Source organism: Aeromicrobium sp. JJY06, assembly GCF_044069275.1.
GTDB classification, from domain to species: domain Bacteria; phylum Actinomycetota; class Actinomycetes; order Propionibacteriales; family Nocardioidaceae; genus Aeromicrobium; species Aeromicrobium tamlense.
The window spans coordinates 1918414-1943894 of record NZ_JBIMRD010000001.1; the positions used below are offsets into that span (position 1 = coordinate 1918414).

22 protein-coding genes are annotated in these 25481 nt (G+C 70.3%); 16 read left to right on the forward strand and 6 right to left on the reverse strand.

Going from position 1 to position 25481, the window contains the following annotated elements; translation table 11 throughout:
• Positions 1-149: 149 nt before the first annotated feature.
• Together ACGWYL_RS09345 and ACGWYL_RS09350 are read right to left on the reverse strand one after the other, a co-directional pair.
• Positions 150-1133 (reverse strand): NYN domain-containing protein, encoded by a 984-nt coding sequence (locus ACGWYL_RS09345; RefSeq protein ID WP_269305576.1) that lies wholly within the window; start codon positions 1131-1133, stop codon positions 150-152.
• A gap of 31 nt (positions 1134-1164) precedes the next feature.
• Positions 1165-2298: a cation:proton antiporter gene (locus tag ACGWYL_RS09350; protein ID WP_395487021.1), complete on the reverse strand. Its 1134-nt coding sequence runs from the start codon at positions 2296-2298 to the stop codon at positions 1165-1167.
• Between the two features lie 160 nt (positions 2299-2458).
• On the opposite strand from ACGWYL_RS09350, the gene ACGWYL_RS09355 reads away from it, so the two are divergent.
• The 10 genes from ACGWYL_RS09355 to ACGWYL_RS09400 all read left to right on the forward strand — a co-directional run bounded on the left by ACGWYL_RS09355 (position 2459) and on the right by ACGWYL_RS09400 (position 12140).
• Positions 2459-2620, forward strand: a complete 162-nt coding sequence (locus tag ACGWYL_RS09355) for a Flp family type IVb pilin (protein WP_395487022.1) — start codon at positions 2459-2461, stop codon at positions 2618-2620.
• A gap of 228 nt (positions 2621-2848) precedes the next feature.
• Positions 2849-3031: a Flp family type IVb pilin gene (locus ACGWYL_RS09360; protein ID WP_218845863.1), complete on the forward strand. Its 183-nt coding sequence runs from the start codon at positions 2849-2851 to the stop codon at positions 3029-3031.
• A gap of 119 nt (positions 3032-3150) precedes the next feature.
• Complete coding sequence (locus ACGWYL_RS09365) at positions 3151-3540, forward strand: TadE family protein (protein ID WP_223303439.1); 390 nt, start codon at positions 3151-3153, stop codon at positions 3538-3540.
• Positions 3531-4715, forward strand: a complete 1185-nt coding sequence (locus ACGWYL_RS09370) for a TadE/TadG family type IV pilus assembly protein (protein WP_395487023.1) — start codon at positions 3531-3533, stop codon at positions 4713-4715. The genes ACGWYL_RS09365 and ACGWYL_RS09370 overlap by 10 nt, the downstream gene beginning before the upstream one ends.
• 26 nt (positions 4716-4741) lie before the next feature.
• Positions 4742-5416 carry a Flp pilus assembly protein CpaB gene (gene cpaB, locus ACGWYL_RS09375; RefSeq protein WP_179426036.1) on the forward strand — a complete coding sequence of 225 codons (675 nt, stop codon included), beginning with the start codon at positions 4742-4744 and terminating at the stop codon, positions 5414-5416.
• On the forward strand, positions 5413-6612 hold the full coding sequence (locus tag ACGWYL_RS09380; RefSeq protein ID WP_179426034.1) for a CpaE family protein: 1200 nt from the start codon (positions 5413-5415) through the stop codon (positions 6610-6612). The genes cpaB and ACGWYL_RS09380 overlap by 4 nt, the downstream gene beginning before the upstream one ends.
• Positions 6609-7970 (forward strand): CpaF family protein, encoded by a 1362-nt coding sequence (locus ACGWYL_RS09385; protein WP_179426032.1) that lies wholly within the window; start codon positions 6609-6611, stop codon positions 7968-7970. The genes ACGWYL_RS09380 and ACGWYL_RS09385 overlap by 4 nt, the downstream gene beginning before the upstream one ends.
• Positions 7967-8917, forward strand: a complete 951-nt coding sequence (locus ACGWYL_RS09390; RefSeq protein ID WP_269305587.1) for a type II secretion system F family protein — start codon at positions 7967-7969, stop codon at positions 8915-8917. The genes ACGWYL_RS09385 and ACGWYL_RS09390 overlap by 4 nt, the downstream gene beginning before the upstream one ends.
• Positions 8917-9804: a type II secretion system F family protein gene (locus ACGWYL_RS09395; RefSeq protein ID WP_269305589.1), complete on the forward strand. Its 888-nt coding sequence runs from the start codon at positions 8917-8919 to the stop codon at positions 9802-9804. Before ACGWYL_RS09390 ends, ACGWYL_RS09395 begins: the two co-directional genes overlap by 1 nt.
• Positions 9805-9860: 56 nt before the next feature.
• Positions 9861-12140, forward strand: coding sequence for a hypothetical protein (locus ACGWYL_RS09400; RefSeq protein ID WP_395487024.1), 2280 nt, complete (start codon positions 9861-9863; stop codon positions 12138-12140).
• Positions 12141-12208: 68 nt separating this feature from the next.
• Here the strand turns inward: ACGWYL_RS09400 and ACGWYL_RS09405 are convergent, their stop codons facing one another.
• Entirely contained in the window at positions 12209-12814 is a 606-nt protein-coding gene (locus tag ACGWYL_RS09405) for a vitamin K epoxide reductase family protein (RefSeq protein ID WP_395487025.1), read from the reverse strand.
• A 145-nt stretch (positions 12815-12959) separates the two neighbouring features.
• On the opposite strand from ACGWYL_RS09405, the gene ACGWYL_RS09410 reads away from it, so the two are divergent.
• Positions 12960-14435 carry a flavin-containing monooxygenase gene (locus tag ACGWYL_RS09410; protein ID WP_395487026.1) on the forward strand — a complete coding sequence of 492 codons (1476 nt, stop codon included), beginning with the start codon at positions 12960-12962 and terminating at the stop codon, positions 14433-14435.
• Between the two features lie 43 nt (positions 14436-14478).
• Complete coding sequence (locus ACGWYL_RS09415; RefSeq protein WP_179426013.1) at positions 14479-15507, forward strand: FAD-binding oxidoreductase; 1029 nt, start codon at positions 14479-14481, stop codon at positions 15505-15507.
• 77 nt (positions 15508-15584) lie between these two features.
• Here ACGWYL_RS09415 and ACGWYL_RS09420 read toward each other — a convergent pair whose 3' ends face one another.
• Positions 15585-16406 carry an Fpg/Nei family DNA glycosylase gene (locus tag ACGWYL_RS09420; RefSeq protein WP_179426011.1) on the reverse strand — a complete coding sequence of 274 codons (822 nt, stop codon included), beginning with the start codon at positions 16404-16406 and terminating at the stop codon, positions 15585-15587.
• Positions 16399-20931 (reverse strand): ATP-dependent helicase, encoded by a 4533-nt coding sequence (locus ACGWYL_RS09425; protein ID WP_395487027.1) that lies wholly within the window; start codon positions 20929-20931, stop codon positions 16399-16401. Before ACGWYL_RS09425 ends, ACGWYL_RS09420 begins: the two co-directional genes overlap by 8 nt.
• Positions 20932-21076: 145 nt before the next feature.
• Here ACGWYL_RS09425 and ACGWYL_RS09430 point away from each other — a divergent pair, with 145 nt between their 5' ends.
• Complete coding sequence (locus tag ACGWYL_RS09430) at positions 21077-22066, forward strand: DUF3048 domain-containing protein (protein WP_395487028.1); 990 nt, start codon at positions 21077-21079, stop codon at positions 22064-22066.
• Between the two features lie 3 nt (positions 22067-22069).
• Here the strand turns inward: ACGWYL_RS09430 and ACGWYL_RS09435 are convergent, their stop codons facing one another.
• Positions 22070-22834 (reverse strand): MerR family transcriptional regulator, encoded by a 765-nt coding sequence (locus tag ACGWYL_RS09435; RefSeq protein WP_269305605.1) that lies wholly within the window; start codon positions 22832-22834, stop codon positions 22070-22072.
• A 47-nt stretch (positions 22835-22881) separates the two neighbouring features.
• Between ACGWYL_RS09435 and ACGWYL_RS09440 the strand changes: the two genes are divergently transcribed.
• From ACGWYL_RS09440 to ACGWYL_RS09450, 3 genes are read left to right on the forward strand one after another with little or no spacing between them, the layout of a single operon-like run.
• A complete protein-coding gene (locus ACGWYL_RS09440; protein ID WP_179426003.1) occupies positions 22882-23433 on the forward strand; it encodes a YqgE/AlgH family protein in 552 nt (183 codons plus the stop codon).
• A 54-nt stretch (positions 23434-23487) separates the two neighbouring features.
• The gene (locus ACGWYL_RS09445; RefSeq protein ID WP_179426001.1) at positions 23488-23763 is read left to right on the forward strand and encodes a DUF3039 domain-containing protein; all 276 of its coding nucleotides are present in this window, start codon (positions 23488-23490) and stop codon (positions 23761-23763) included.
• Positions 23760-25451, forward strand: a complete 1692-nt coding sequence (locus ACGWYL_RS09450; protein WP_395487029.1) for a DEAD/DEAH box helicase — start codon at positions 23760-23762, stop codon at positions 25449-25451. Before ACGWYL_RS09445 ends, ACGWYL_RS09450 begins: the two co-directional genes overlap by 4 nt.
• Positions 25452-25481 lie beyond the last annotated feature (30 nt).

Here is a 25481-nt window from a genome sequence, read left to right on the forward strand (position 1 = left end):
CTCGTGAGTCGCGTGCGGCTGGATGTCACGCGTCACTACCAACCAAAGAGAAAACCGATAAGCCTCGAAGAGAGGCTCGACCATCAATCTGCTGAGTCATGCCATGCAACGTGTCCAGTCTAGGGCATAAGTCCCACGCGGGGCCAATCTCAGTGGCCGGGTCGCAGCCGAACCTTGCGCGTCTGGCCGGACTCGTCGACCTCGACAGCGGACTTGCGCGACTTGAGGAAGTCCGTGAACGACTTGAATCCCAGGTCCTTCTCGTTGAACGAGGAGTCCATGCGCTTCATCTGGCTCTTCACGGTCCCCGAGTGGACCCACTCGTCGTCCGAGTCCTTCTCGCCCAGCAGGCGCATCGCCCGCAGCAGCAGGCGGGTGGCCTGGCGCGCCAGCGCGCGCTCGTCGTCCTGCTCGTCGTCGGAGTCGGGGGCGGCGGCCACGAAGATCGGCTTGAGCGCGACGGCGGGCGTTTGAGCGGGCTCGGGATCGGCCTCGGGATCGGCCTCGGGAGCCGCCTTCGTGGACTTCCTGGCCGTCTTCTTCGCGGCCTTCTTCGCCGGGGGCGCGGTCTCCTCGACCTCGTCTGAGCCCTGCGAGAGACCCGGCAGGCTGTCGTACGTGAGCAGCTCGTCGCACGCGGCGGCCAGCGAACGGCTGGTGGCGCCCGCGACGCCGACGGCCACGACGTAGCGCCCCATCCGCTTCAGGCGCTGGGCCAGCGGGATGTAGTCGGAGTCGCCCGCGGCCAGCACGACCGTGCCGACCTGCGGCATCCGTGCCATGTCCTCGAGCGCGTCGACGGCGAGCCGGATGTCGGCGCCGTTCTTCGAGCCCGACGCGGGGAAGAGCTGGATGAGGTCGATGGCGCGGTCGACGAGCTGCTTCTTGTAGCGGGTGTTCACCGGCATCGACCAGTCGGCGTAGGCGCGCGTCAGTGCGAGCCGCCCGAAGGAGGAGGCGTAGTCGAGGATCGCGTGGACGTCGACCTCGGCCGCCTTGAGCCTGGCGTCGTCGAAGCCGGCGTCGCGGTCGCGCCAGAAGGACTGCTTGCCGTGCACCTGGTCGTACCGCGAGATGACGATGTTGTCGAAGTCCAGGTAGACGGCGACGGCGGAGTCGCTCGAGCTGTTCATGGGTCCAGTCTGCCGGTCGGGGTGGGCACGGTCAGTCCGCCGGGGTCGGGGAGGGCAGGAAGCGCGCCGCGACCGACACCGCCGCCACGGTGAGGAGTGCCCCAAGGATCAGCGCCGCCGGCAGCCCACCCTCGAGCTCGCCGGTCTGCGTGCCGATGGCGGCAGCGGCGACGGGCACCCCGACCTGGCCGGCCGTCAGCACCGTGAGCGGCACGGGCAGCCCGGTCAGCCGCACGACGAGGTGGGTGAGGAGCGCGCCGAGGCCGAGGCAGACGCCGAGGGCGATCAGTCCGGGCTCGTCGAGCAGGCCCGTGAGGTCGAGGGAGGCGCCCAGCCACACGAAGAACACCGGGCCGAGGAAGCCGTCCGCCAGGGCGAACAGCTGGCGTGCGAGTCGCCGCGGGGGACCGACGGCGGCGATCGCGAGCCCGCACACGAAGCCGGCGAGCATCACGGTGACGTGCGTGGCCACCGCGAGTGCCGCGATGGCGGTCAGCACGATGAGGCTGAACCGCAGTTCGACGGCGAACCGGCGCTCCTTGCTCTCCTCGTGCACGGCCTCCCAGATGCCGCGGGCCTCCAGTGTGCGCAGGGCGAGGAACAGGGCCACGCCGGCCATCACGACGAACAGCGAGCCGAGCGCGGCCTCCGCGGCCCGGTCCGGCGCGATGGCCAGCGGCAGCGCGAGGATGCACGCCACGTCGGCGACGGCGATCTGCGTGAGCATCGGGACGAGATGGGGTCCGTCGAACTCCTCGTCCTCGAGGACCGGCATGGCCAGCGCTGCCGACGACGAGGCCATGAGGACCGCGAACACCGCGGCGTGAGGGGAGTCGAACGCCCAGGCCAGCGTTGCGCCGGCCACGGCCGCAGCGACGCCGACGAGCGCCGCCCGGCCCGCCCCGACGACGAGCGCCGACCTCAGTCCGCGCTCGGGGATCGGCACCCGCGTGCCGACCACGAACATCGTCATGGCGAAGCCGAGCTCGGCCAGGAACGTGAACGTCTCGTCGCCGGGATCGAGCCAGCCGGCGCCACTCGCGCCGACGACGAGCCCGCCGATCAGCTCGCCGACCACCACGGGGATGCGCCAGGTCGACGGCACCGCCAGCAGGGGCCCGAGCAGGCCGATCACGCAGATGAGCGCGAGGGTCTGGAAGTCCATCCTTCGATTGTCTGCCGGTTCGTCCGCGGGCGCGGCCGGAAAGGCCTGCGGTTTCTCGGTGAAACCGGCGCGGCCGGGTCGGGGGTGGACTACCTTCAGCCCCAAGCGTCACAGCGGCCCACGTCTCGGGGACGGGCGCGACGATCCCCAGGAGACGACCATGCACCAGCAGCAGCCCACCCCGCGCCGGGGAGAGCGTGGCGCGAGCGCCACGGAGTACGCGCTGTTGATCAGCGGCGTGGCGATCATGCTCGTCGCGATCATCGTGATGTTCGGCGACTCGCTCGCCGCGAACTGGCTGCGCTTCGCCACCCTGTTGTGACCAGTGGGACGTGGCTGATCCGGGCCATGCGGCTGATCCGAGTTAGCCCTGCCGTCCCAGACACAAACCACATCAGTCACATGAGCCTCAGTAGTCCCAAAGAACCATTTTCTGAACTTCGGCGTGTTTGTTTCTCAGAAAGCAACACCGATGCGATACAGCCCCACTAGTTTTCGATCTGTGACTTGCAGTATGCGAGCTCACCACGACACACAGAGGAGAAAACCCATGCTGCAGATCTTCAGCTTCCTGACCGCCGTCCTGTCCGAGCGTGACGAGAAGGGCGCCACCGCGACCGAGTACGCGCTCATCATCGCCGGCATCGCCGTCGCGATCGTCGGCGCCATCGCCGTCTTCGGTGGCGAGCTCACCGGCTTCTGGAACGGCCTCGGCGGCCAGCTCGGTCTCTGAGTCCGAGCGGTTCGCACGACGAACCGACCTGGGGTGTACCGCGTCGCGAATCGCGGCGCGGCACACCCGTCCCCGGGGCACCGACGCCCCACCCACGAGTCCTTGAGGGAGGAGACGTGATGCTGCACTTCACGACCTGGACACGACGTTCGCGCCGCGAGCGCGAGCGCGGTGTTGCGGCCGTGGAGTTCGCCCTCGTCGTCCCCATCCTGATGACGATCATCATCGGGATCGTCGAGTTCGGCATGGCGTTCAACTACCGGACCCAGCTGAACAACGCGACGCAGATCGCGGCCCGGAACTACGCGGTCGACCGCAACTGGAACACGGCACGAGCCAACGTGACCGGGATGGCCCCGACGGCCAACGTCACCCGGAACATCGACTGCACGACCGCCACGGCCGGCCAGGCGGTCACCGTGACGACCACGGTCACCCGACCCACCTACACCGGTCTCTTCGGTGCCAGCTTCACCTACCGCGGAAAGGGCGTGGCGCAATGCAACTGACGACTCGTCCCCGGTCGCGCCGGTTCGGGCTCCGCAAGAAGGAGAAGGGCGCCACGATCGTCCTGGTGACCCTCTCGATGGTCGCCCTGCTCGGCATGGCCGCCGTCTCCATCGACTTCGCCGTCGCCTCCAGTGAGAAGGCCGCGGTGCAGAACGCCGCCGACCAGGCCGTCCTGGCGCTGGCCACGGACTGCTCGCTCAAGAAGACCTCGTCATGCAACCCCAGCACCGCGACCTGGTACGCCCAGCAGAACGCCGGCGCCAGCGTCTCGGCCCAGACGCTCAAGGACGGAGTGACGAAGAGCCCCGTCTTCGACGACGGCAAGGTCACCGTGCGCGTCTCGAAGAATGTCAACCACACCTTCGCGCGCGTCCTGGGCGACTCGGCCAGTACGGTCCGGGCCGAGGCCACTGCGTCGTGGGGCACCGTGCCGTTGGTCGGCACGAAGCTGATCCCCATGGGCCTGCCCTACTGCGACTGGCTGGCGGCCCAGCCGGGCTCGGCGACGTCGCCCGGTGCGATGCGCACCTATCTGTGGGCCCGCTACAGCACCAACGAGTCCAGCTGCCCGGGTACGGGCGCGACGGCGGCCACGGTCTACGGCAAGCGCGGCTCGGCCTCGGGCTACACCTCGGTCGGCCAGGCCATGTACTTCACGCGCTCGTTCTTCCCGGGCGTCAACACGAACTGCGACTTCAGCGCCAACCTCTGGGATGTCTACCGCAACATGCTGGACGACTGGTCGCTCATCACCGCCGACACGTGCATGGAGAGCAAGCTCGCCGGCGTCGGTAACGGCAGCGTCATCATGATGCCGATCTACGCGGTGGAGAAGAAGTCGGTCTTCTGGGGCTCGGTGACCTACCCGAGCCGCCTGGTGATCCTCGGCTTCGCGCCCTTCAGGGTCGACAAGTGGGTCAACTACCCGTTCATCTACTTCGGCGTGCAGCCCAGCTTCTCGGCGCTCAGCTACACCAACAACTGCGACATGAAGTTCAACTTCGCCACCATCGGCGGCGGGTGCGCCGGCGTCCGCGGGCAGTTCGTCCGCTCGTCCGAGGGCGCCCTCTTCAACGGCTTCACCCAGTACGGGTCGTTCTACAACAACACGGGCTCCGGCCTCAGCGGCGAGGCGCCCAACCTGGGCCTCGCCAGCGTCAAGCTCGTCGACTGACACTCACTACCTGAAGGACACGGTTCATGAACTCTCGCGTGATCGCCGCCATCGCCGCCGCTCTGTTCGCGATCATCGGCATCGGCGCTGTCGTCGCGTACGCGGCGAGCGCCAAGAACCGCGCGTTCGAGGGTGCCGAGATGGTGGAGGTCTACCGGGTCGCGAACGACATCAGCGCGAATGCCGACGCCGCGACCGTGAAGGACAACGTCGAGCTCGTCCAGCTGCCCAACGCCGCCACCGCGAAGGGTGCCATCAACGACCTCAAGAAGATCGAGGGTCTGAAGTCCACCGTCCCCCTCGTCGCGGGCGAGCTCCTGCTGGAGTCTCGCTTCGACGAGAAGGGTGCCAAGGCCGCGTCGAAGGCGGACGTGCCGGACGGCCTGCAGGAGATGTCGGTCTCGCTCGACGCCGCGGCCGGCGTCGGGGAGCGCATCGAGGAAGGCGTTCGCGTCGGTGTCATCGCCACCGTCGAGCAGGACAAGGACAAGCGCAGTCGCATGATCGCGCAGAACGTCCTGGTCACGAACGTCAAGTCCAACGAGGACAACACCATGGTGGTCACCCTCGCGGTGAACACCTCCCAGGCCACACAGGTGGCTGCCGCTGCCCAGTTCGGACAGGTCCGTCTCACCGTGCAGAACGAGAAGACCAACCGTGACGGTGCCTCGGCCGTGGATGTGGGGACACTCTTCAAGTGAGCATCATCGTCGTCATCACCGAGTCCAGCCCCTACGCGGGAAGGCTGCGGCGCGTCGCAGACCGTCAGGTCGTGGGCCTCAAGCCCACGTTCACCGAGCACGCGCTCAACTCCATGCTGGGCACGATGAGGGCGATCGACCTCGTGGTCATCTGCGAGGACGTCGATGACGAGCAGTCCATGGAGCTGGCCGACATCGTCCATGACCACCAGCTGGACGTCCCCGTCGTGCTGGTCCGAGAGTCCCCTGAGCCGCTGTCCTCCGAGCAGCGGCAGTTCGGCGTCGTGGAGGCGGTCGCGGCGATCTCCTCCGACCTCGAGATCGAGCGGCTGCTGGCCCGTCACATCGGCTCGGCCATGCCGGGCGCGACCAGTGAGCGCGACGCGACTCCGCCGGTCCCCGCGGCGCCCGTCGTCAAGATCGACCCCGACGAGCACCGCGTGGTCGTGGTGCTGTCGCCCAAGGGCGGGGTCGGCAAGACCACCATCTCCACGAACCTCGCGATCGCCCTGTCGAGGCGTGCCCCGCTGGACACGGTGATCGTCGACTTCGACTCCCAGTTCGGCGACGTCGCGAGCGTCCTGAACATCAGCGCCCAGCACACCCTCGAGGACGCGTTCACCGAGGAGGCCGTGCACCCGCCCCTCGTCGTGAAGGGCCTGCTCAACGCGTTCGACGAGAAGCTGCTCGTGCTGGCCGCCTCGGAGTCGCCGGCGGCGCTGGAGAAGATCGCGCCGCACCAGGAGAGCAACCTGCTGCGCCAGCTGTCCACGGACTACGCGTTCGTCGTCGTCGACACGGGCTCGGGCTTGACCGACGAGACGATGGCGGCGCTCGAGGTCGCAACCGACGTGATCATGGTGACGACGATGGACGTGTCGAGCGTCAAGGCGCTGCGTCGTGCCGCCGACCTGCTCGACCGGATCGACCTGCTGCCGCGGAACCGCCACCTCGTGGTCAACATGACCGAGTCCGGCACCGGCCTGGAGATCGACGACATCGCCCAGGCGATGCGGATGCCGGTCGACGTGTCGATCGCTCGCTCGGTCGACATCGCGCTGTCGGTCAACACCGGCAGGCCCCTGGCGCAGGCGAAGCGCTCGGCCGAGCTCTCCGGAGCCGTCGACGCGCTCGTGGCGAAGCTGCGCGGCGAGACCGCTCGCCGCCGAGGTGGACTGTTCAGGAGGGACGAATGAGCATCACCGACCGGCTGCTGGCCGCCGAGAAGGTCTCCGACACCGCGAATCGCCCCACGACCGTCCTGCAGCGCTCCGCGGTGCTCGACGACCTGAAGAAGCGCTCGGTGGAGTCGCTGTTCCGACGCATCGGCTCGCGCATCAACGACGCCTCGCTGACCGACCTGCAGCTGCGTGACTTCGTCCGCTCCGAGCTCGAGCTCATCCTGCAGGAGGAGCACGTCCAGCTCGGTGCCTCCGAGCGCGCGCAGCTCATGCGCGAGATCGAGGACGACGCGCTCGGCCTCGGCCCCATCCAGCGCCTGCTCGACGACGACGACGTCAGCGAGATCATGGTCAACCACCCGGAGCAGATCTTCGTCGAGCGCAAGGGCAAGCTGACGCTGGCCGACGAGTCCTTCAGCTCCGAGGACCAGCTGCGGCGCGTCATCGAGCGCATCGTCGGCAAGGTCGGCCGCCGCATCGACGAGTCCTCGCCGCTGGTTGACGCCCGCCTGACCGACGGCTCGCGCGTCAACGCCGTCATCCCGCCGCTGGCCGTGCGCGGCTCGTCGCTCACGATCCGCAAGTTCGCCAAGAAGGCGCTCAGCATCCAGGACCTCATCAACTACGGGTCGATGAGCCCGCAGCTGGCCGAGCTGCTCGAGCTGTGCGTGCGCGGTCGCCTCAACATCCTGGTCTCGGGCGGTACCGGCACCGGCAAGACCACCCTGCTCAACGTGCTCTCGTCGTTCATCCCCGAGGACGAGCGCATCGTCACGATCGAGGACGCCATCGAGCTCAAGCTGCAGCAGACGCACGTCGTCCAGCTCGAGGCTCGGCCCGCGAACATCGAGGGTCGCGGCGAGGTCACGATCCGCGACCTGGTCAAGAACTCGCTGCGCATGCGTCCCGACCGTGTCGTCATCGGCGAGTGCCGCTCGGGAGAGGCGCTCGACATGCTGCAGGCGATGAACACGGGTCACGACGGCTCGATCTCCACCCTGCACGCCAACTCGCCGCGCGACTGCATCGCGCGTCTCGAGACGCTCGTGCTGATGGCCGGCATGGACCTGCCGCTGCGCGCGATCCGCGAGCAGATCGGCTCGGCCGTCGACATGATCGTCCAGATCTCGCGCCTGCGCGACGGCTCGCGCCGCATCACCTACGTCACCGAGCTGGTCGGTGTCCAGGACGACGAGCCCGTGCTGCGTGACCTCTACCGCTTCGACTTCGGTGCCGGCTACGACGAGGACGGCCACCCCCGTGGCACCGTCAAGGCCGTCGGCGACGGCGCCCACCTGGTCGACCTGCTCGAGGAGCGCGGCATCCACGTGCCGCCGCACCTGCTCACCGCACGCGAGGAGTCCGCTTCATGACCGGTCTGCTGTCGATCGGCGTCGTGTCGATCCTGGTCGCCGTCGCGGCGTTCGGCTACGCCATGCTGCAGCCGGACCTGGCCAACCTGCGCTCCGAGCAGATGAGGGCCGAGGCCGCCGGCGGCGTGGCCACGGAGGGTCAGCGGATCCAGACGTCGACCCCGGTCTACGACCTCATCGACAAGGTCCTCTCGACGTTCGGCCTCAAGCCGTTCTCGGAGGAGGAGCTGGCGCTGGCCGGGATCAAGTCCAGCGTCACCTCGGTGGTCGCCACGACGCTGCTGATCGCGTTCGTCGCGTTCACGGCGGGCCTCGCGCTGACGAGCTCGCTGTTCTTCGGTGTCATCCTGCTGCTGGCGGCTCCGTTCCTGGTGAAGATGTACGTCGGCGTGAAGACCTCGCGCCGCCGCGAGAAGTTCGGCCAGCAGATGTCCGAGACCATGTCGCAGTTCAGCTCGGCGCTGAAGTCGGGCATGAACGTGCCGAATGCGCTGGGCAGCGTCGCCGCCGAGATGGACGAGCCGATGGGCGAGGAGCTCGCCCGGATCGTCAACGAGACCCGCTTGGGTCGCGATCTGATCGACGGCATGAAGGACACCGCCGAGCGGATGCAGAGCGCCGACTTCATGTGGGTCACCGAGGCCGTGGCGATCCAGCGTGAGTCGGGCGGTCGCCTGAGCGAGATCCTCGACCGCGTCACCGAGACGATCTCGCAGCGCAACGAACTGCGGATGAAGGTCGAGTCGCTCGCCGCCGAGGGCAAGGCATCGGCGCTCATCCTGATGAGCCTGCCGGTGGCCGTCGGCCTGCTGTTCCTGCTGGTGAACCGGGCCTACATGATGCCGCTGTTCAACACAGGCGCGGGCAAGATCCTGCTGATCATCAGCCTGGTGTTCTACACGCTCGGTGGCCTGTGGCTCCGGTCCATCACGAAGGTGAAACTCTGATGCTCCTCATCGGTATCGTCTCGATCTTCATCGCGCTGGGCCTGCTGTTCAAGGCGCTCGGCGTCTTCGGCAAGCAGGAGTCGGCGGCCGCCGCGCGCCTGCGCGAGCTGACCGAGTCCGAGGTCGTCGTCGGAGGCTCGGCGAAGGACCTGCACCAGGGCACGACGAAGAGCGGTCTCGGCTACCGACTGACGCCGCGCTCGATCGTGGACAAGGCCGAGCGCAACTACATGCTCGCCGGTCGCCCCGAGGGCTCGAGCGTCGCCAAGATCCTCCTGCAGAAGGTCATCTTCGGAGCCTTCGGCGTGGGCGTCGGCATCATGATCTTCTCGGGCCAGGGCGGCCTGCTCGGCTGGATGCTGCTGATCGGCGCGCCGGTCATGGGCTACTTCGCGCCCGACATCATCATCAACGGCAAGGCGGTGCGGCGCCAGGAGGAGATCCAGTACGCGCTGCCCGACATGCTCGACCAGATCACCATCTCGATCGAGTCCGGCACGAGCTTCGAGAACGCGCTCGCCCGCACCGGACAGACCGGCAAGGGCCCGCTGGCCGACGAGATCGTCCGCACGGTCCAGGACATCAGCCTGGGCCTGCCGCGCCGCGAGGCCTACGAGTCGCTCGTCGCCCGCACCGACGTGGACGAGCTGCGCAAGTTCGTGCGCTCGATCCTGCAGGGCGAGGAGTTCGGCGTCCCGGTGTCGGACATCGTGCGCGACCAGGCCAACGAGATGCGCATGGGCCGACGCCTGCGCGCGGAGGGTGTCGCCAACCAGATTCCCGTCAAGATGCTGCTGCCCCTCATGGGCACGATCCTGCCGGTGCTGTTCATCATCGTCATCGGTCCCGCGATCATCGCGGCGATCGCTCAGTTCAAGGCTGCATGACCCGCCGCCGGGGAACTGCACCCGGCGTCGGCTTTTCGGATCAGAGGGGACATCCAATGCGCAGGTACACCAGCCCGGTCATCGCGGGCACGCTGCTGGGCGGACTGCTCGCGGCGTCGTCGGTGGGGACCGCCCACGCTGACGCGTCCGACGCCGCCCTGGCGACCGCACTCGATCTGCCGGCCGGCATCACGGTCACGCAGGCGGGCGACCCGATCGCCTTCGGCGTCGAGACCCGCGCGTTTAACGACTTCCCGCGCCGCGGGGGCAACGGGCAGTACGCCGTCATGTCGACCGGTCGCGCGTCGGACATCTTCAACATGAGCGTGCCAGGGCTGCAGCCGTCGACGAACCTCGCGGGTGACGACACGGTGTCGATGACGTTCGACGTGTCGGCTCAGGCCGCGGGCACCTGCCTGCTGGTGGACGTTGCGATGGGCACCGAGGAGCGCGTGCACACGTACGATCCGCGGACCACGGAGTCCGATCTGATCTCTCTGAAGCGGGCGGGTAGTGACACCGAGTACGCGATGCACGCCGGGCCCCGGTACATCGCCCAGACTCCCGAGCGCGTCATCGACAAGGTGGAGCTCGAGCCGACGCCCATGTCGACCAATGCCATCACGTACTGGCACGGGATCAACCAGGAGTTCGAGCGTCAGCCTGATGATCAGGCGATCCCGCTGCACGCCGACATCACGCCGTTCAACCACTTCAGCTCGGTCGAGACGTTCGAGGTGCCGGTCACGGCCGGCTCGTCGGTGACCCTGTCGATCTCCGATGCCAACAACGCGTCCCTCGATTCGCTGGCTCTGGTCGACCGCGTCCGGACCGCTGAGACCTGCTCCACGTCGAGCTCCGCAGAGACCGGGCTGCAGCCGCTGCGCCCCGCTGTGGTCATCGGTCACCGCGGAGTGCAGAACATCCTGACGGTCGACCTCAATCCTGACACGCCTCAGATCGAGCGCTACGACGCCGCTGACAATGGGTGGCACCCGGGAGGCGTCGACCTGCGCTTCCGCTGGTACCGGTACTGGATCGAGACCCCCAACTGCAACGAGGGCATTCTCAAGCGGTGGGAACCCATCCCCGATGCAGACAGACAGTCCTTCGCTCCGACGCTGAACGAGAAGGGCCGCTGCCTGATGGCGGTGGTTACGGGCAAGAAGGACGGCTACCGGTCGGAGACCTTCCCCAGCCCCGCATCGGCTCAGTGGACTCCCACGCTGCCGATCCAGGACGGCGTCTTCACGAACAACGCGGTGCCGACGATCACGAAGCCGCGCAACGACATCCAGGTCAACGACACCCTGAGCGCTTCGACCGGCAGCTTCTCGCCTCGACCGGACTCCTTCTCCTACCAGTGGTGGGCGGACAACCAGCCGATCTCGGGCGAGACCGGCGAGACGTTCCGGGTCACCGCGGCGCAGGCCGGCAAGGTCATTCGTGTCCGGGTCACGGCTCGCCGCCTCAACTTCGATCCGATGACGATCGAGAGCGCTCCCACGGTGACGGTCACGAACCTGGACTTCACGTCCACGCCTACGCCGCGGATCGAAGGGTCAGGAGTGCAAGGTAAGCCGCTCACCGCGGTGCCAGGCACGTGGACTCCGCTGACAGACAAGTTCGAGTACGAGTGGTACGCCGACGGGGAGAAGATCCCCAGTCAGACGCGCGCCACATTCACCCCGTCCTCCGGTTTGATCGGTTCCGACGTGCACGCCGTGGTCAAGGGCATCCGTGCCGGTTACAACCCCAAGTCGTTCGCCACCCCGACCGTCAGGATCACGGGCGCCTCGTTCACCGGGGGCAAGGTGGCGGTGACCGGCACGCTGCGCGTGGGTCAGCGCCTGACGGCCAGTGCGACGGGATGGACTCCGGTCTCGCCTGCGACGCGTCGCTACACGTGGCTCGTCGGCGGACGCATCGCGCAGGAGGGCACCTCGACGATGTACACCGTTCCTGCGAGCGCGGTGGGCAAGTCGATCGTCGTCCAGGTCCGGGGTGAGCGCACGGGGTACGCGCCGATCACGATCTCGAGCCCGGCGACCCGTGCGGTGGCCCGTGGCGTGCTGACGACGAACACGCCGCGTGTGTTCGGCTCGGCCCGCTACAAGGGCACGTTGCGAGCCTCGGCGTCGTGGCGTCCGGCTCCGGTCACGTACCGCTACCAGTGGTACGTGGGCTCGAAGCGGATCTCGAAGGCGACGAAGTCGAGCTACAAGATCCCGAAGAAGTACCGCGGCAAGAAGATCCGCGTGCGGATCACCGCGTACAAGTCGGGGTACACCACGGTGTCCCGGTACTCCGGATTCACGAAGATCGCCAAGAAGTAGCACCAGGAACGACGACGGCCCGCTGGATCACCAGCCGGGCCGTCGTCGTTGCGTGGGGGAGAAGGGCGTCAGGCCCAGAGGGTCTCGCCGAACTCGAACCAGATCGTGGCCACGACGGCGACCATCCACAGGGCCGAGATCAGAACCGCCCAGTTCTTGAGGAAGCGGCTGCCGGTGACGCGGCCGACGACCACGACGAACATCGGGATCATCATCGCCCAGACGACCATGCACCAGGGGCAGAGCTTCCCGATCTCGAAGATCGCCTGGTACTGCAGCCAGGTGACGAAGCCGATGCCGAACAGGGTGCCGAGTCCGAGGCCGACCCAGATCCAACGCGGGAACACCACGCCGGCGGCCAGCAGGACGCCCAGCGTCACCACGACGCTGAAGCCGACGATGCCCATGAACGTGTTCGGGAAGCCGAACGCCTCGGACTGGTCCGAGCTGACGACGCTGCTGCAGCTGACGAACGCCGACAGGTCGCAGCCGAGCTCCTTCGCGGTGCCCGCGGCCTCGCCCTTGAGCAGCGAGATCTTGTCGTACGTGAGGATCAGCGACGACCACAGCGCGATGGCTCCGGTCACGACGAGGAAGATCCCCAGTCCGCGATCGGAGCGCGGGGAGTCTTCGGCAGGTGCCGGCGCAGGCGCGTCGGAGGCAACGGCGGTCATGCCGCACATTCTAGAGGGGCACGGGTCATGGCTCCGGCGCTGAACGGGCTCACGAGCCGCTCCGCAACTCCGAGTGACGCGAGCCGGTGACGTGCGCCACACGTGCTGCTAATGTGACATCACCAATGTCACATAGGAGTGTGCAATGACCGAACACGTCGACGTCCTCATCGTCGGTGCCGGCCTGTCGGGCATCGGGGCCGCCTACCGCCTCCAGGAGCGAGCCCCGGGCAAGTCGTACGCCGTGCTGGAGCAGCGCGACGCGATCGGCGGCACCTGGGACCTCTTCCGGTACCCGGGCGTCCGGTCCGACTCCGACATGTACACGCTGAGCTTCCCGTTCGAGCCGTGGACGCACCCCAAGGCGATCGCGGACGGCGACGACATCCGCCACTACCTCGAGACCACGGCCGCCAAGCACGGCATCGCCGACCGGATCCGGTTCGGGCGTCGCGTCACCACCGCCGAGTGGTCGAGCGACGACGCCACCTGGACGGTCACCAGCACGGTGAAGGACGGCTCCACCGAGGTCGTCACCGCCTCGTTCCTCTATCTCTGCAGCGGCTACTACTCCTACGAGGAGGGCTACACGCCCGACTTCCCGGGCCTCGAGGACTTCGAGGGGGAGGTCGTGCACCCGCAGTTCTGGCCCGAGGGCCTCGACCACGCCGGCAAGAAGGTCGTCGTGATCGGCTCGGGCGCCACGGCCGTCACGCTGCTGCCGTCGATGGCCAAGGACGCCGAGAAGGTCACGATGCTGCAGCGCACGCCCACCTACGTCCTGAGCCAGCCCGGCAGCGACCCGGTCGCCAACGCGGCCCGCAAGGTGCTGCCCGCCGGCCTCGTCCACCGGGTCGCGCGACTGCGCTACGCCGTGATGACCGTGGGCTTCTACATGTTCTGCCGCGCGTTCCCGCGGGCGTCGCGGTCGATCCTGCTGGGACTCACCGGCAGGTCGATGCCCGGCGTCGACCGCGACAGCCTGACGCCGCCGTACAAGCCGTGGGACCAGCGGCTGTGCGTCGTGCCCGACGGCGACCTCTACCAGGCGGTGCGCGCGGGCAAGGCCGAGATCGTCACCGACCGGATCACCGAGCTCACGCCGAAGGGCGTCGCGCTGGCGTCCGGCGAGCACCTCGACGCCGACATCGTCGTCACGGCGACGGGCCTCAAGCTGGTGGCGCTGGGCCAGATCGACGTCAGCATCGACGGCACCAAGGTGAACCCGCACGAGCTCTACACCTACAAGGGGCAGATGTTCAGCGGCGTGCCCAACCTGGCGTGGTGCGTCGGGTACACGAACGCGTCGTGGACACTGCGGGCCGACCTGACCTGGAAGTACGTGGCCGACTACCTGAACCATCTCGACGCGAAGGGCTACGCGTACGGCATCCCCGACCCGGACGCCGACTTCGGCCACGACGCGCGACTGCTCGACCTGTCCTCGGGCTACATCGCGCGCGCCGACGAGCTGCTGCCGAAGTCGGGCGCCCGCACGCCGTGGAAGGTGCGGCAGAACTGGTTCCTCGACAGCTGGGACGCGCGGCGCACCGACCTCGACGAGGACATGGTGTGGGTGCGTCGCGCCGACCTTCCGGCGACGCGCTCCGGCGTGGCCTGACGGTTCACCCGCCGTTCCCGCGCGGGTCGGCCATGATGGGTCGATGGACGTCATCGTCATCGGCGGCGGGATCTCCGGCGTCGCCGTCGCGTACGAGCTGGCCGCCGACCGCGAGGTCCTCGTGCTGGAGGCCGAGCGGTCGCTGGCCGTGCACACCACCGGCCGGTCGGCCGCGACCTGGATCGGCAGCTACGGCCCACCCGTGGTCCGCGAGCTGACCACCGCCTCCCGCGACTACCTGATCGACCCGCCGTTCGACGTCGACGGGCCCGTCGCGTCGCCGATGTCGTGCCTGTGGCTCGGGGTGAACGGGCGCGACGCCGAGGTCGAGCGGCTCGCGGCCGAGACGCAGGCGCAGCTGATCGAGGGCGCCGAGGCCGAGCGGCTGTGCCCCGTGCTGAGGCCGGGGGAGATCAAGGTCGCCGCGTGGGACGAGACGGCGCTGGACCTCGACGTCATGGGCCTGCACCACGCCTACGCCCGCGCGTTCCGGGCGCGCGGCGGCACGATCGCGACCTCGGCCCGGGTGGCCTCGGCGCTGCGCGAGGGCTCGGAGTGGGTGGTCACGACGACCGCTGGCGACGTGTTCCGTGCCGACGTGGTGGTGAACGCCTCGGGCGCCTGGGGCGACGTCGTGGGCGCGCTGTTCGGCGCCGAGCGGCTGCGGCTCGAGCCGCGGCGCCGCACGATCTTCCAGTCCTCGACGAACGCGTCTCTGGACGGCGTGCCGTTCACGGCGGGCATCGACGACGGCTTCTACTTCAAGGCCGAGGGCGGTGCGGTGCTGTGCTCGCCGCAGGACGCATCGCTGCACGAGCCGGGCGACCCCAAGCCGGACGAGCTCGAGATCGCGCGCGCCATCGAGGCCGTCAACGCGGTGACCACGCTCGGTCTGCGCAGCGTGCGCACGGCCTGGGCGGGGCTGCGCACGTTCGCTCCCGACGGCAACCCCGTGGCCCGCTGGGACGCCAAGGCTGACGGCTTCTTCCACTACGTCGGCCAGGCCGGCTACGGCATCCAGATGGCCCCGGCCCTGGCCCAGCTGGCCGCCCCGCTGATTCGCGAGCGCTGACCACGGCCCCGGCCGCGCGAGATCTGTAGCGGTATCCACCCTTTTCGTCGGTTGAGTCCGAGAAAGGGTGGACAGCGCTACAGATCTGGCCCGCCGGAGGCGGGGGAGGGGGCCTGACAGTTCGGGCAGAAGTAGACGCGGCGCTCCTGGGTGGGAGGGCCGAGGGCGATCTCGCGGATGGTCGTGCCGCAGCGGTGGCACGGACGGTCGGTGCGGCCGAAGACCCAGTGCAGCTCGCCGGGGCGCAGGCTGCCGGTGAACGAGCGCTCGGTGCGGTCGCGGTTGAGGCGGATGAGCTTCACGCCACGGTCGACCACGCGGCCGAGGTCGACGTCGGCGACCGGGGTGCGGGGGTCGACGGCCGACAGGAACAGCATCTCGTTGACGAACTCGTTGCCGAAGCCGGCGAGGTTCCGCTGGTCGTGCAGCGCCACGAAGATCGGCCGGTCGGGCTGGCGCGCGAGGTTCGCCAGCGCCAGCTCGCGGTCGAAGTCGGGATCGAGGACGTCGGGTCCGAGGTGACCGACGACGGTGTCCTCGTCCTCGCGTCGCAGCACCTCGACGACGCCCAGGCTGAAGCCGACCGCCGACCACTCCTCGGTGCTGACGATCGCGCGCACCGTGTGAGCCGGACGCCGCAGCCCGCGCCCGCCGCGGCGCAGGGTGGCGGGGCGGTAGAGGTGCCACGAGCCCTCCATCTTCAGGTGCGAGTGGATCGTCCAGTCGTCGGTGCGCATCAGCAGGTGCTTGCCGCGCGGCACGACCTCGCGCAGGACCTGGCCGGCGAGGTCGGTGGTGGCGTAGCGCGGCACCCGGAACTCCGTGGACGTCAGCACGTGCCCGGCCATCGCCTCGTGGAGGTGGTGACAGGCGCGCCAGACGGTGTCGCCCTCAGGCATCGAGTCGCAGCCCCTTCAGGTGGGCCTCGAAGCCGGCCGCGGCCAGCGCCTCGCCCAGCGGCGTGGACGCCACCGGCTCGCCGTCGGCGGTCTGCACCGTGACCCGACCGAGGCGGCCCCGCCGCACGGTCTGCACGAGGGACTCGGCCGCGGCGGCCAGCGCGACGGGCTCGTCGCTGAAGGTGAGCGCCGACTTCCCGCCGCGCTCGAGGTAGATGACCGGCCGGCCGTCGTGGATGACCACGAGGGAGCCGGCCTTGCGCGCCGGACGGTGGCCGTCGCCACCGCGATCGGGCCACGGCAGCGCCGCGCCGAACGGGTTCGCCGGATCGGTGGCCGCCAGCGTGACCGCGGGGGAGTCGGCGGGCTCGTCGGCGTCGCGCACGAACGAGCGCAGCCGGTCGACGACGCCCGGCGCCGCGAACTGGGCGGCCCCGAGCGAGTCGACGAAGTAGCCGCGCAGGGCCGTGCCGTTCTGCTCCATCTCGCGCAGGACGCGGTAGGCGGCGGCGAAGCCACCCGGGGTCTGCTCGGCCTGCACCGAGCCGCGCGTGACGACCCCGTACCGGTGCAGCAGGGTCTCGGCCCGGGCGATGTGCTCGGCCGTGGTCTGCCCGCCGAGTGGGACCGAGAACCAGCGGCCCGAGGCGATCGGAGGCACCACGGCACGGGGCGCGCGCATGCGCCCACCCACCATCCGCGCCCGTGGAGCCTGCCGCTTCGTGCGGTGTGAGCCGCCACCCGCCACGAGGCTGCGGACCGGGGCGAAGGTGTCGTTGCTGACCTGGCCGCTCCAGACCAGCTCCCACAGCGCCTCGACCAGACCTTCGCGCTCGCCCTCCACGCGGTCGGCGAGCTCGCCGAACAGCCAGGCGCCCGAGTCGCCGAGGACCTCGAGCAGGCGCCCGGCGGGGGTGTCGGAGCCGGCCTCGACGAGCTCGCCGGTGGCGGGCCCGGCGGTGTCGCCCGGCAGCAGCCGGATCCAGCCGTCGCGGCCGGGCAGGGTGCCGGCGCCGGTCCACGTGACCTCGCCCGCGGTGGTCAGCTCGTCGAGCATGGCGGGGGAGTAGTCGCTGATGCGCGAGGGCAGCACGAGCGACTCCCACGCGCTGGCGGGCAGCGCGGCGCCGGCCAGCTGCTCGACCACGGTGAGGACGCCGTCGACGCCGCGCAGGCGCGAGCCGACGTGCTGCCAGGCCGGCAGGAAGCGCGCGAACGCGGCGGAGTCGACCGGCTCGACCTGCTTGCGGGCCGCGGCCAGCGAGCGGTTCCGCAGTCGGCGCAGCACCTCGGTGTCGACCCACTCGGCCTCGCCCGACGCGACCGGCAGGAACTCGCCGCGGGTGACCCGGCCGGACTCGCTGAGGCGCTGCAGCGCGTCGCGGACGACGGCCGGACCGAGCGCGAGGCGCTGCGAGACGTGCTCGCCGGTGAACGGGCCGTGGGTGCGGGCGTAGCGCGCCACGAGCTCGCCGAGCGGGTCGGCACCGGTGGCGAGGTGGGCCTCGGCGACACCGAGCGGCAGCGCGGTGCCCAGCGCCTCGCGCAGCCGGCCGGCGTCCTCGATCGCGGCCCAGCGCGCCTGCCCGCCGACCTGCACCTCGATGGCGCGCCGCGACTCGCGCAGCTCCTTGAGCCAGCCGCCGGCCTGCAGTCGCACGTCCTCACGGGTGCGCTCGGCGACCTCCTCGACCGAGAGCGGTCCGAGCAGGCGCAGCAGATCGGCCACGCCCTCGAGGTCCTTGGCGTGCCGCTCGGGGACGAGGCGCTGGAGCTCGGCCTCGGTCTGCGCGACGACCTCGGGATCGAGCAGCTCGCGCAGGTCGGCCCGCCCCAGCAGCTGACCCAGCAGCTCGGGGTCGAGCGTGAGCGCGGCCGCGCGCCGCTCGGCCAGGGGCAGGTCGCCGTCGTAGAGGAACGCGCCGACGTAGCCGAACAGCAGCCGCTGGGCGAACGGCGAGGCGTTGTCGGTTCCGACCTCGACCAGGGCGACCTCGCGCGAGCGGATCCGCCGGGCGAGCGTGACCAGCGCGGGCAGGTCGTAGACGTCCTGGAGCACCTCGCGCGCGGTCTCGAGCAGGATCGGGAAGTCGGGGTACTTGCGCGTGACGTCGAGCAGCATGGAGGCGCGCCGGCGCTGCTGCCACAGGGGCGCGCGGGCGCCGGGATTCCGCCGCGGCAGCAGCAGCGCCCGCGCCGCGCACTCGCGGAAGCGCGCCGCGAACAGCGCCGAGCCGCCGACGAGCTCGGTGACCTGGGGCTCGAGGTCGTCAGGGTCCTCGAGGTCGAACAGCTCGGCACCCGGCGGCTCGCCACTGACGTCGGGGACGCGCGCGACGATGCCGTCGTCGGAGGCCACGACCGCGCCGTCGACGCCGTAGCGCTGCTCGATCCGGCGGCCGACGACGAGCGCCCACGGCGCGTGCACGGCACGGCCGTACGGCGAGAGCAGCACGAGCCGCCAGTCGCCGACCTCGTCGCGGAACCGCTCGACGACGAGCGTGGTGTCGGTGGGCAGCTGGCGCGTGGCCTCGTACTGGTCGGCGACGAGGGCGGACAGGTTGCCCACGGCGTAGGCGTCGAGGCCGACCTCCTCGACCCGCCGGCGCTGCTTCGCCGGCGACATCGCGCTCAGCTCGCGCAGGAACGCGCCCATCGCCTCGCCGAGCTCGTAGGGACGCCCCATCGCGTCGCCGCGCCAGAACGGCAGCCGCGCGGGCAGGCCGAACGCGGGCGTGACGATGACCCGGTCGGCGGTGATCTCCATGATCCGCCAGCTGGTGGCGCCGAGGGCGATCACGTCGTTGATGCGCGACTCGTAGACCATCTCCTCGTCGAGCTCGCCGACGCGGCGCCCGGCCGTGCCCTCCTCGCCCGCCAGCACCACCGAGAACATGCCGCGGTCGGGGATCGTGCCGCCGCTGGTGACTGCCAGGCGCTGGGCGCCCGGCCGCCCGGTGAGGGTGCCGGCGTGACGGTCCCACACGGCGCGCGGGCGCAGCTCGGCGAACTCGTCGGACGGGTAGCGCCCGGCGACGAGGTCGAGCGTGGCCTCGAAGGCGGCGTGGGGCAGGGTGGCGAAGGGCGCCGAGCGGCGCAGGGTCTCGAACCACGCCTCGACGTCGATCGGCTCGAGGGCGCACGCCGCGATGGTCTGCTGGGCGAGGATGTCGAGCGGATTGGCCGGCACCGCGAGGCGTTCGATCCGCCCCGCCAGCATCCGCTCGACCGTGACCGTGGTGGACAGCAGGTCGTGCCGTCCCGTGGGGAACACGAGCCCGCGCGAGACCTCGCCGACCTGGTGCCCGGCGCGACCCACGCGCTGCAGGCCCGAGGCGACCGACGGCGGCGCCGAGACCTGGATGACGAGGTCGACCGCACCCATGTCGATGCCGAGCTCGAGGCTGGAGGTGGCCACGACGCAGCGCAGCCGGCCGGACTTGAGGTCGTCCTCGATGAGCGCCCGCTGCTCCTTGCTGACCGAGCCGTGATGGGCGCGCGCCAGCACCGGCTCGACCCCCGAGGAGACCCCCGAGAGTCCACCCATCTGCGCGGGGTTGCGGGTGTCGGGCTGGGGACGCTCGCCCGTGGTGCGCTCGACCCAGACCTCGTTGAGCCGCTGGGTGAGCCGCTCGGCCACGCCGCGGCTGTTGGCGAACACGATCGTGGTGCGCGCCGACTCGATCGCGTCGACGATCGCCTCCTCGACGTGGGGCCAGATCGTGCCGCCCGCCTCCTGGGAGCGGGACTCGTCGAGGCCGCGGGCGGCGCTGCCCTCACGCGGCCCCTCGTGCCGCGGCGGCATCTCGGTGAGGTCCTCGACCGGCACCCGCACCGACAGCTCGAGCCGCGAGGGCGCGTCGGGTGCGACGACCTCGACCGGCGCGCGCCCGCCGAGGAACCGCGCGACCTCGTCGTGCGGGCTGACCGTGGCCGACAGACCGATGCGCTGGGCGGGTGAGTCGAGCAGGTCGTCGAGCCGCTCGAGCGACACCGCCAGGTGGGCGCCGCGCTTGGTGCCCGCGACCGCGTGGACCTCGTCGACGATCACGGTGTGGACGCCGGCGAGCATCTCGCGTGCCGCGGAGGTGAGGACCAGGAACAAGGACTCGGGCGTGGTGATGAGGACGTCGGGCGGGTGCGACTGGAGCCGTCGCCGCTCGGCCGGGGGCGTGTCGCCCGTGCGCACGCCCACGGACACCGGCGCGAGCTCGTGACCCAGCCGCGCCGCCACCCCGGAGATGCCCACGAGCGGCGAGCGCAGGTTGCGCTCGACGTCGACCGCGAGCGCCTTGAGCGGCGAGATGTAGAGGACCGAGGTGCCCCGCGGCTCGGCCTCGGGGTCGCGGTGCAGCAGCCGGTCGATCGCCGACAGGAACGCCGCGAGGGTCTTGCCCGAGCCCGTGGGCGCGACGACGAGCGTGTGGCGGCCGTTCTCGATCGCGTTCCACGCGCCGGTCTGCGCGCTGGTGGGTGCGGTGAACGACTCGTCGAACCACGTCTGGGTCGCGGGGCCGAAGGACATGGACCCATCGTGGCACCGGACTCCGACACTGGCCCTGCGAGCCGGAGGAGGGCAGGGTAATCACGGGGATTCCAAGCCGGGACGCGCCCCCGGGTCCGGCGTGCCGTGGCCGGCCGCCCACACCCCCTCAGGCATGCTGGGGGGCATGAAGTTGCGGATGCTGTCGGTGACCTGTGCCCTCGTGCTGTCGGTGGGCGCGTGCTCGAACGGAGGCGAGGAGAAGGAGTCGCCCGCCCCGAAGGAGCCTGCGAAGACCACGGCCGCGAAGGTCGCGGCGATCAACCCGCTGACCGGCGGCACCCTGAAGAAGACGCCTGCGAACCCGGTCTTCGTCGTCAAGGTCGACAACACCCCGGCCTCGGCCCCGCAGACCAGCATCGACCAGGCCGACCTGGTGGTCGAGCAGACCGTCGAGGGCGGCATCACGCGCCTCGCCGCGCTCTACTACACGCGCCTGCCCGGCGACGTCGGCCACGTGCGCTCGATGCGCGCCACCGACATCGGCATCGCGAAGCCGGTGCGCGGCCAGGTCGTCGCCTCGGGCGGCGCGGGCAGGACGATCTCGCGCATCAAGGACGCGGGCATCCCGATCCACTCGCAGGACGCCGGGTCGCCCGGCCTCTCGCGCGACGCCGGCTACGCGCCGTACAACGTCGTCGTCGACCTCGGCCGGCTCAACAAGGACGTCAAGAACGAGCAGCCCGAGCGCCCCTACTTCCAGTGGGCCACCGACGCCGCGGCGCCGAAGGGCCCGCAGGTCACCGGCGCCACCGTGAAGTTCTCCCGCAGCCACACCACGTCGTGGAAGTTCAACGGCAAGGCCTGGAAGCGCACCAACGGCACCAGCGCGAAGGAGTTCGGCGCCAGGAACCTCGTGGTCCTGTGGGCCGACGAGAAGGACGCCGGCTACACCGATCCCGCTGGGAACCCGGTGCCCGAGACCACGTTCCAGGGCGGCGGCAAGGCGGTCGTCTTCGTCGGCGGAACCCGCGTCAACGCCAAGTGGAAGAAGGCGAACAACGCCTCCACGATCGTGCTGACCACGCGCGACGGCCAGGCGATGAAGCTGCCCAAGGGCAAGACCTGGATCGAGCTGCTGAGCAAGCGGGAGTCCACGGCGCTCAGCGCGCAGTAGTCGTCAGGGGGACGGCTGGTCGCTCTCGGCGGCCAGCTCCTCCAGCTTGTGGCCGATCTCGACCTCGATCGCCTCGCGCAGCACACTGCGGAACATCGCCACGACCACCTGGCTCGCGATGGGGATCAGCTGGTCGATCCTCTCGAAGACCGTGGGCCACTCCTCCTGGGGCAGGCCGGCGTCGAGGAACGGCTGCGCGACGTCGCGGCTGACGTGGTGGACGAACCGGTCGGAGATCTGCTCGAGGTGCTCGCGCATGTGCGGCACGATGTCGACCACGCTGTCGGGGCTCAGGCCGAGGGCGACCGACGCGGCCCCCTGACGCACGACGCTCGGGTTCAGCATGCGCACCGTCTGGTCGTCGACGTGCTCCAGCAGCCCGAGCTCGATCATCTGGTCGATCAGCTTGTGGTCGGGACTCACGTTCGACAGCGAGGCCAGCTCGGCCCGGCTGATCACCTCGGTGGGGTCCTGGGCGTCGTCGACCTCGAAGATGTTCAGCAGGTCGAGCGCCACGTGGGAGGCGGTGGACGGCGACTTCAGGATCGCGTCCTCGACCGCCGCCAGGGTGAAGCCACGACCCAGCAGGGTGCGGATGAGGACGAGGCGCTGGAGGTGCTTCTGCGTGTAGTACCCGGTGCGTCCCTCGAGGCGTGGCGGGTCGATCAGTCCACGCGTGGAGTAGGCGCGCACGTTGCGCACCGTCATGCCGGCCCGCTCGGCGAGCACGTCGACGGTGAACTCCTCGTCGCGCGCCGCGTCCGTCATGCCGCAAGTCTAGGTGAGCGTGACCGCGGATCCGGCATCATGGGGGTATGGCAACGGTGCGAGGCCAGCTCCTGGTCGCCACCTCGGCGATCGACTCCGGCCCCTTCCGGCGAAGCGTCGTGTACGTCCTGGACCACGACGAGGACGGCGCGCTGGGCGTGATCGTGAACCACCCCCTCGAGTCCGACCTCGACGAGGTCCTGCCCGGGTGGGCCGAGTCGGCCAATGCGCCCGGCTGCCTGTTCGAGGGCGGCCCCTGCGCGATGGACTCCGCGCTGGCGGTGGGCGTCGTCAGCGACATGGAGTCGCGCCCGATCGGCTGGCGCCAGATGGCCGGCCGCGTCGGGATCGTCGATCTCGAGGGACCCGTCCCGGTGGGCGGCGAGCTGCTCGGCCTGCGCGTGTTCGCGGGCTACGCCGGCTGGTCCACGGGCCAGCTGGAGGAGGAGATCGCGGAGGGCGCGTGGCTCGTGGTGCCGGCCCGGGACGGCGACCTGATCTCGCCCGATCCCGACCGCCTGTGGAGCGAGGTGCTCCGGCGTCAGGCGGGCGACACCCGCTTCTGGTCGACATTGCCCGACGACCCCGGGCTGAACTGAGGTCGTCGGCGTGGACCGGTCCTCGGCGTCGGATCCGTCGCCTACGATGGAGGCGTGGGATTCTTCGGCCGCGGCACCCAGACCGTTCAAGACGAGCGCACCGAGCAGCGCCTCGACAACGGCGACCACGAGCGCTTCAGCCACTACGTCCCGAAGGACAAGCTGACCGAGGCCATGGTCATGGGCACGCCCGTCGTGGCCCTGTGCGGCAAGGTCTGGGTCCCCAGTCGCGATCCGCAGCGCTTCCCGGTCTGCCCGGAGTGCAAGGACATCTGGGAGAACTTCAACCCCGGCGACGACGACGAGTCCGGGAGTGACTCCGACCAGTGAGTGCGGGCCTGTCGCTACGGGCCTGGCAGCGTGAGGCGTTCGAGCAGTACGTCCGCACGCAGCCGGCCGACTTCCTCACCGTCGCCACGCCCGGCGCCGGCAAGACCACCTTCGCGCTGACGATCGCGGCCGACCTGCTGCACCGTCGCGTCGTCGAGCGGGTCGTCGTGGTCACCCCCACCGAGCACCTCAAGTCGCAGTGGGCGCAGGCCGCCGCGCGCTCGGGCATCGCGCTCGAGCCGAACCTGTCGGGGGCGCTCGGTGCCCGCTTCGACGGCTACTGCGTCACGTACGCGGGCCTGGCCACCAACCCTGTCGGCCACCGCGTGCGCATCGAGCGCAGCCGCACCTTCGTGATCCTCGACGAGGTCCACCACGCCGGCGACGCGCTGTCGTGGGGCGACGCCGTGCTGGAGGCGTGCGAGCCGGCGATCCGCCGCCTCTCGCTCACCGGCACGCCGTTCCGCTCCGACGACAACCCGATCCCGTTCGTCACCTACGCGCCGGTCGGCGACGGCTCGATCTCGTCGGTGGCCGACTACGCCTACGGCTACGGCGAGGCCCTCAAGGAGGGCGTCGTCCGACCGGTCCTGTTCATGGCCTACTCGGGCGAGATGCAGTGGCGCACCAGCGCGGGCGACGAGGTCTCGGCCCGGCTCGGCGAGCCGCTCACGCGCGACCAGACCGCGCAGGCCCTGCGCACCGCGCTCGACCCCACGGGCTCGTGGGTGCCGGCCGTGCTCGAGGCCGCCCACAAGCGTCTCGTCGAGGTCCGCCGCGACATCCACGACGCGGGTGGCCTCGTGATCGCCAGCGACCAGACGTCAGCCCGCGCCTACGCCGCGCTGCTCAAGGAGCTCACGGGGCAGTCGCCCACGCTGGTGCTCTCCGACGAAGCCGGCTCGAGCGCCAAGATCGCCGAGTTCGCCGCCGGGAACGACCCGTGGATGGTCGCGGTCCGCATGGTCAGCGAGGGCGTCGACGTCCCGCGTCTCGCCGTCGGCGTCTACGCCACCACGATCGCCACCCCGCTGTTCTTCGCCCAGGCGATCGGCCGCTTCGTGCGTGCCCGGCGCCGCGGGGAGACCGCGTCGGTCTTCCTGCCCAGCGTGCCGGGCCTGCTGAAGCTCGCCGCCGACCTCGAGGCCGAGCGCGACCACGTCATCGGCCGCCCCGTGCACGACGAGTCCGACCTGTTCGCCGCCGAGGAGGCGCTCATCGCACGCGCCAACGCGTCCGAGGGCGCCAGCGACGAGCTCGGCAACCAGTACGCCGCGATCGGCAGCGAGGCGCTGTTCGACCGCGTGGTCTACGACGGCGACGAGTTCGCGCCGATCGACTACGAGATGGTGGCCGGCGACGCCGAGGAGCTCGACTTCCTCGGCATCCCCGGCCTGCTCGAGCGCGACCAGGTGGCCGAGCTGCTGCGCAGCGCGCGCACCCGCAAGCGCGAGGACGCCCCGGCGCGCGCCGAGGCCGACGTCGAGTACGAGCGCCGCGCCCAGCTGCGCCGCGACCTGAACTCGCTCGTGGCCGCCTGGCACCATCGCACGGGCACGCCGCACGGCGTCACCCACAACAAGCTGCGCCAGGAGTGTGGTGGCCCGGCCGCCGCCCAGGCCACCACGGCGCAGCTGCAGCACCGCATCGACATGCTGCGCGACTGGGCCCTGCGCGCCTCGGGCTGAGCCGACGGGTGACCCCGGTCACGCCCGACC

What these genes read in the sequence shown, in the direction of transcription:
- cpaB (WP_179426036.1), top strand. Translation starts at nt 4,742, where the DNA reads ATGAACTCTCGCGTGATCGCCGCCATCGCCGCCGCTCTGTTCGCGATC.
- ACGWYL_RS09410 (WP_395487026.1), top strand. Translation starts at nt 12,960, where the DNA reads ATGACCGAACACGTCGACGTCCTCATCGTCGGTGCCGGCCTGTCGGGC.
- ACGWYL_RS09390 (WP_269305587.1), top strand. Translation starts at nt 7,967, where the DNA reads ATGACCGGTCTGCTGTCGATCGGCGTCGTGTCGATCCTGGTCGCCGTC.
- ACGWYL_RS09355 (WP_395487022.1), top strand. Translation starts at nt 2,459, where the DNA reads ATGCACCAGCAGCAGCCCACCCCGCGCCGGGGAGAGCGTGGCGCGAGC.
- ACGWYL_RS09385 (WP_179426032.1), top strand. Translation starts at nt 6,609, where the DNA reads ATGAGCATCACCGACCGGCTGCTGGCCGCCGAGAAGGTCTCCGACACC.
- ACGWYL_RS09360 (WP_218845863.1), top strand. Translation starts at nt 2,849, where the DNA reads ATGCTGCAGATCTTCAGCTTCCTGACCGCCGTCCTGTCCGAGCGTGAC.
- ACGWYL_RS09365 (WP_223303439.1), top strand. Translation starts at nt 3,151, where the DNA reads ATGCTGCACTTCACGACCTGGACACGACGTTCGCGCCGCGAGCGCGAG.
- ACGWYL_RS09370 (WP_395487023.1), top strand. Translation starts at nt 3,531, where the DNA reads ATGCAACTGACGACTCGTCCCCGGTCGCGCCGGTTCGGGCTCCGCAAG.
- ACGWYL_RS09440 (WP_179426003.1), top strand. Translation starts at nt 22,882, where the DNA reads ATGGCAACGGTGCGAGGCCAGCTCCTGGTCGCCACCTCGGCGATCGAC.
- ACGWYL_RS09420 (WP_179426011.1), bottom strand. Translation starts at nt 16,406, where the DNA reads ATGCCTGAGGGCGACACCGTCTGGCGCGCCTGTCACCACCTCCACGAG.
- ACGWYL_RS09350 (WP_395487021.1), bottom strand. Translation starts at nt 2,298, where the DNA reads ATGGACTTCCAGACCCTCGCGCTCATCTGCGTGATCGGCCTGCTCGGG.
- ACGWYL_RS09405 (WP_395487025.1), bottom strand. Translation starts at nt 12,814, where the DNA reads ATGACCGCCGTTGCCTCCGACGCGCCTGCGCCGGCACCTGCCGAAGAC.
- ACGWYL_RS09395 (WP_269305589.1), top strand. Translation starts at nt 8,917, where the DNA reads ATGCTCCTCATCGGTATCGTCTCGATCTTCATCGCGCTGGGCCTGCTG.
- ACGWYL_RS09435 (WP_269305605.1), bottom strand. Translation starts at nt 22,834, where the DNA reads ATGACGGACGCGGCGCGCGACGAGGAGTTCACCGTCGACGTGCTCGCC.
- ACGWYL_RS09425 (WP_395487027.1), bottom strand. Translation starts at nt 20,931, where the DNA reads ATGTCCTTCGGCCCCGCGACCCAGACGTGGTTCGACGAGTCGTTCACC.
- ACGWYL_RS09430 (WP_395487028.1), top strand. Translation starts at nt 21,077, where the DNA reads ATGAAGTTGCGGATGCTGTCGGTGACCTGTGCCCTCGTGCTGTCGGTG.
- ACGWYL_RS09415 (WP_179426013.1), top strand. Translation starts at nt 14,479, where the DNA reads ATGGACGTCATCGTCATCGGCGGCGGGATCTCCGGCGTCGCCGTCGCG.
- ACGWYL_RS09400 (WP_395487024.1), top strand. Translation starts at nt 9,861, where the DNA reads ATGCGCAGGTACACCAGCCCGGTCATCGCGGGCACGCTGCTGGGCGGA.
- ACGWYL_RS09345 (WP_269305576.1), bottom strand. Translation starts at nt 1,133, where the DNA reads ATGAACAGCTCGAGCGACTCCGCCGTCGCCGTCTACCTGGACTTCGAC.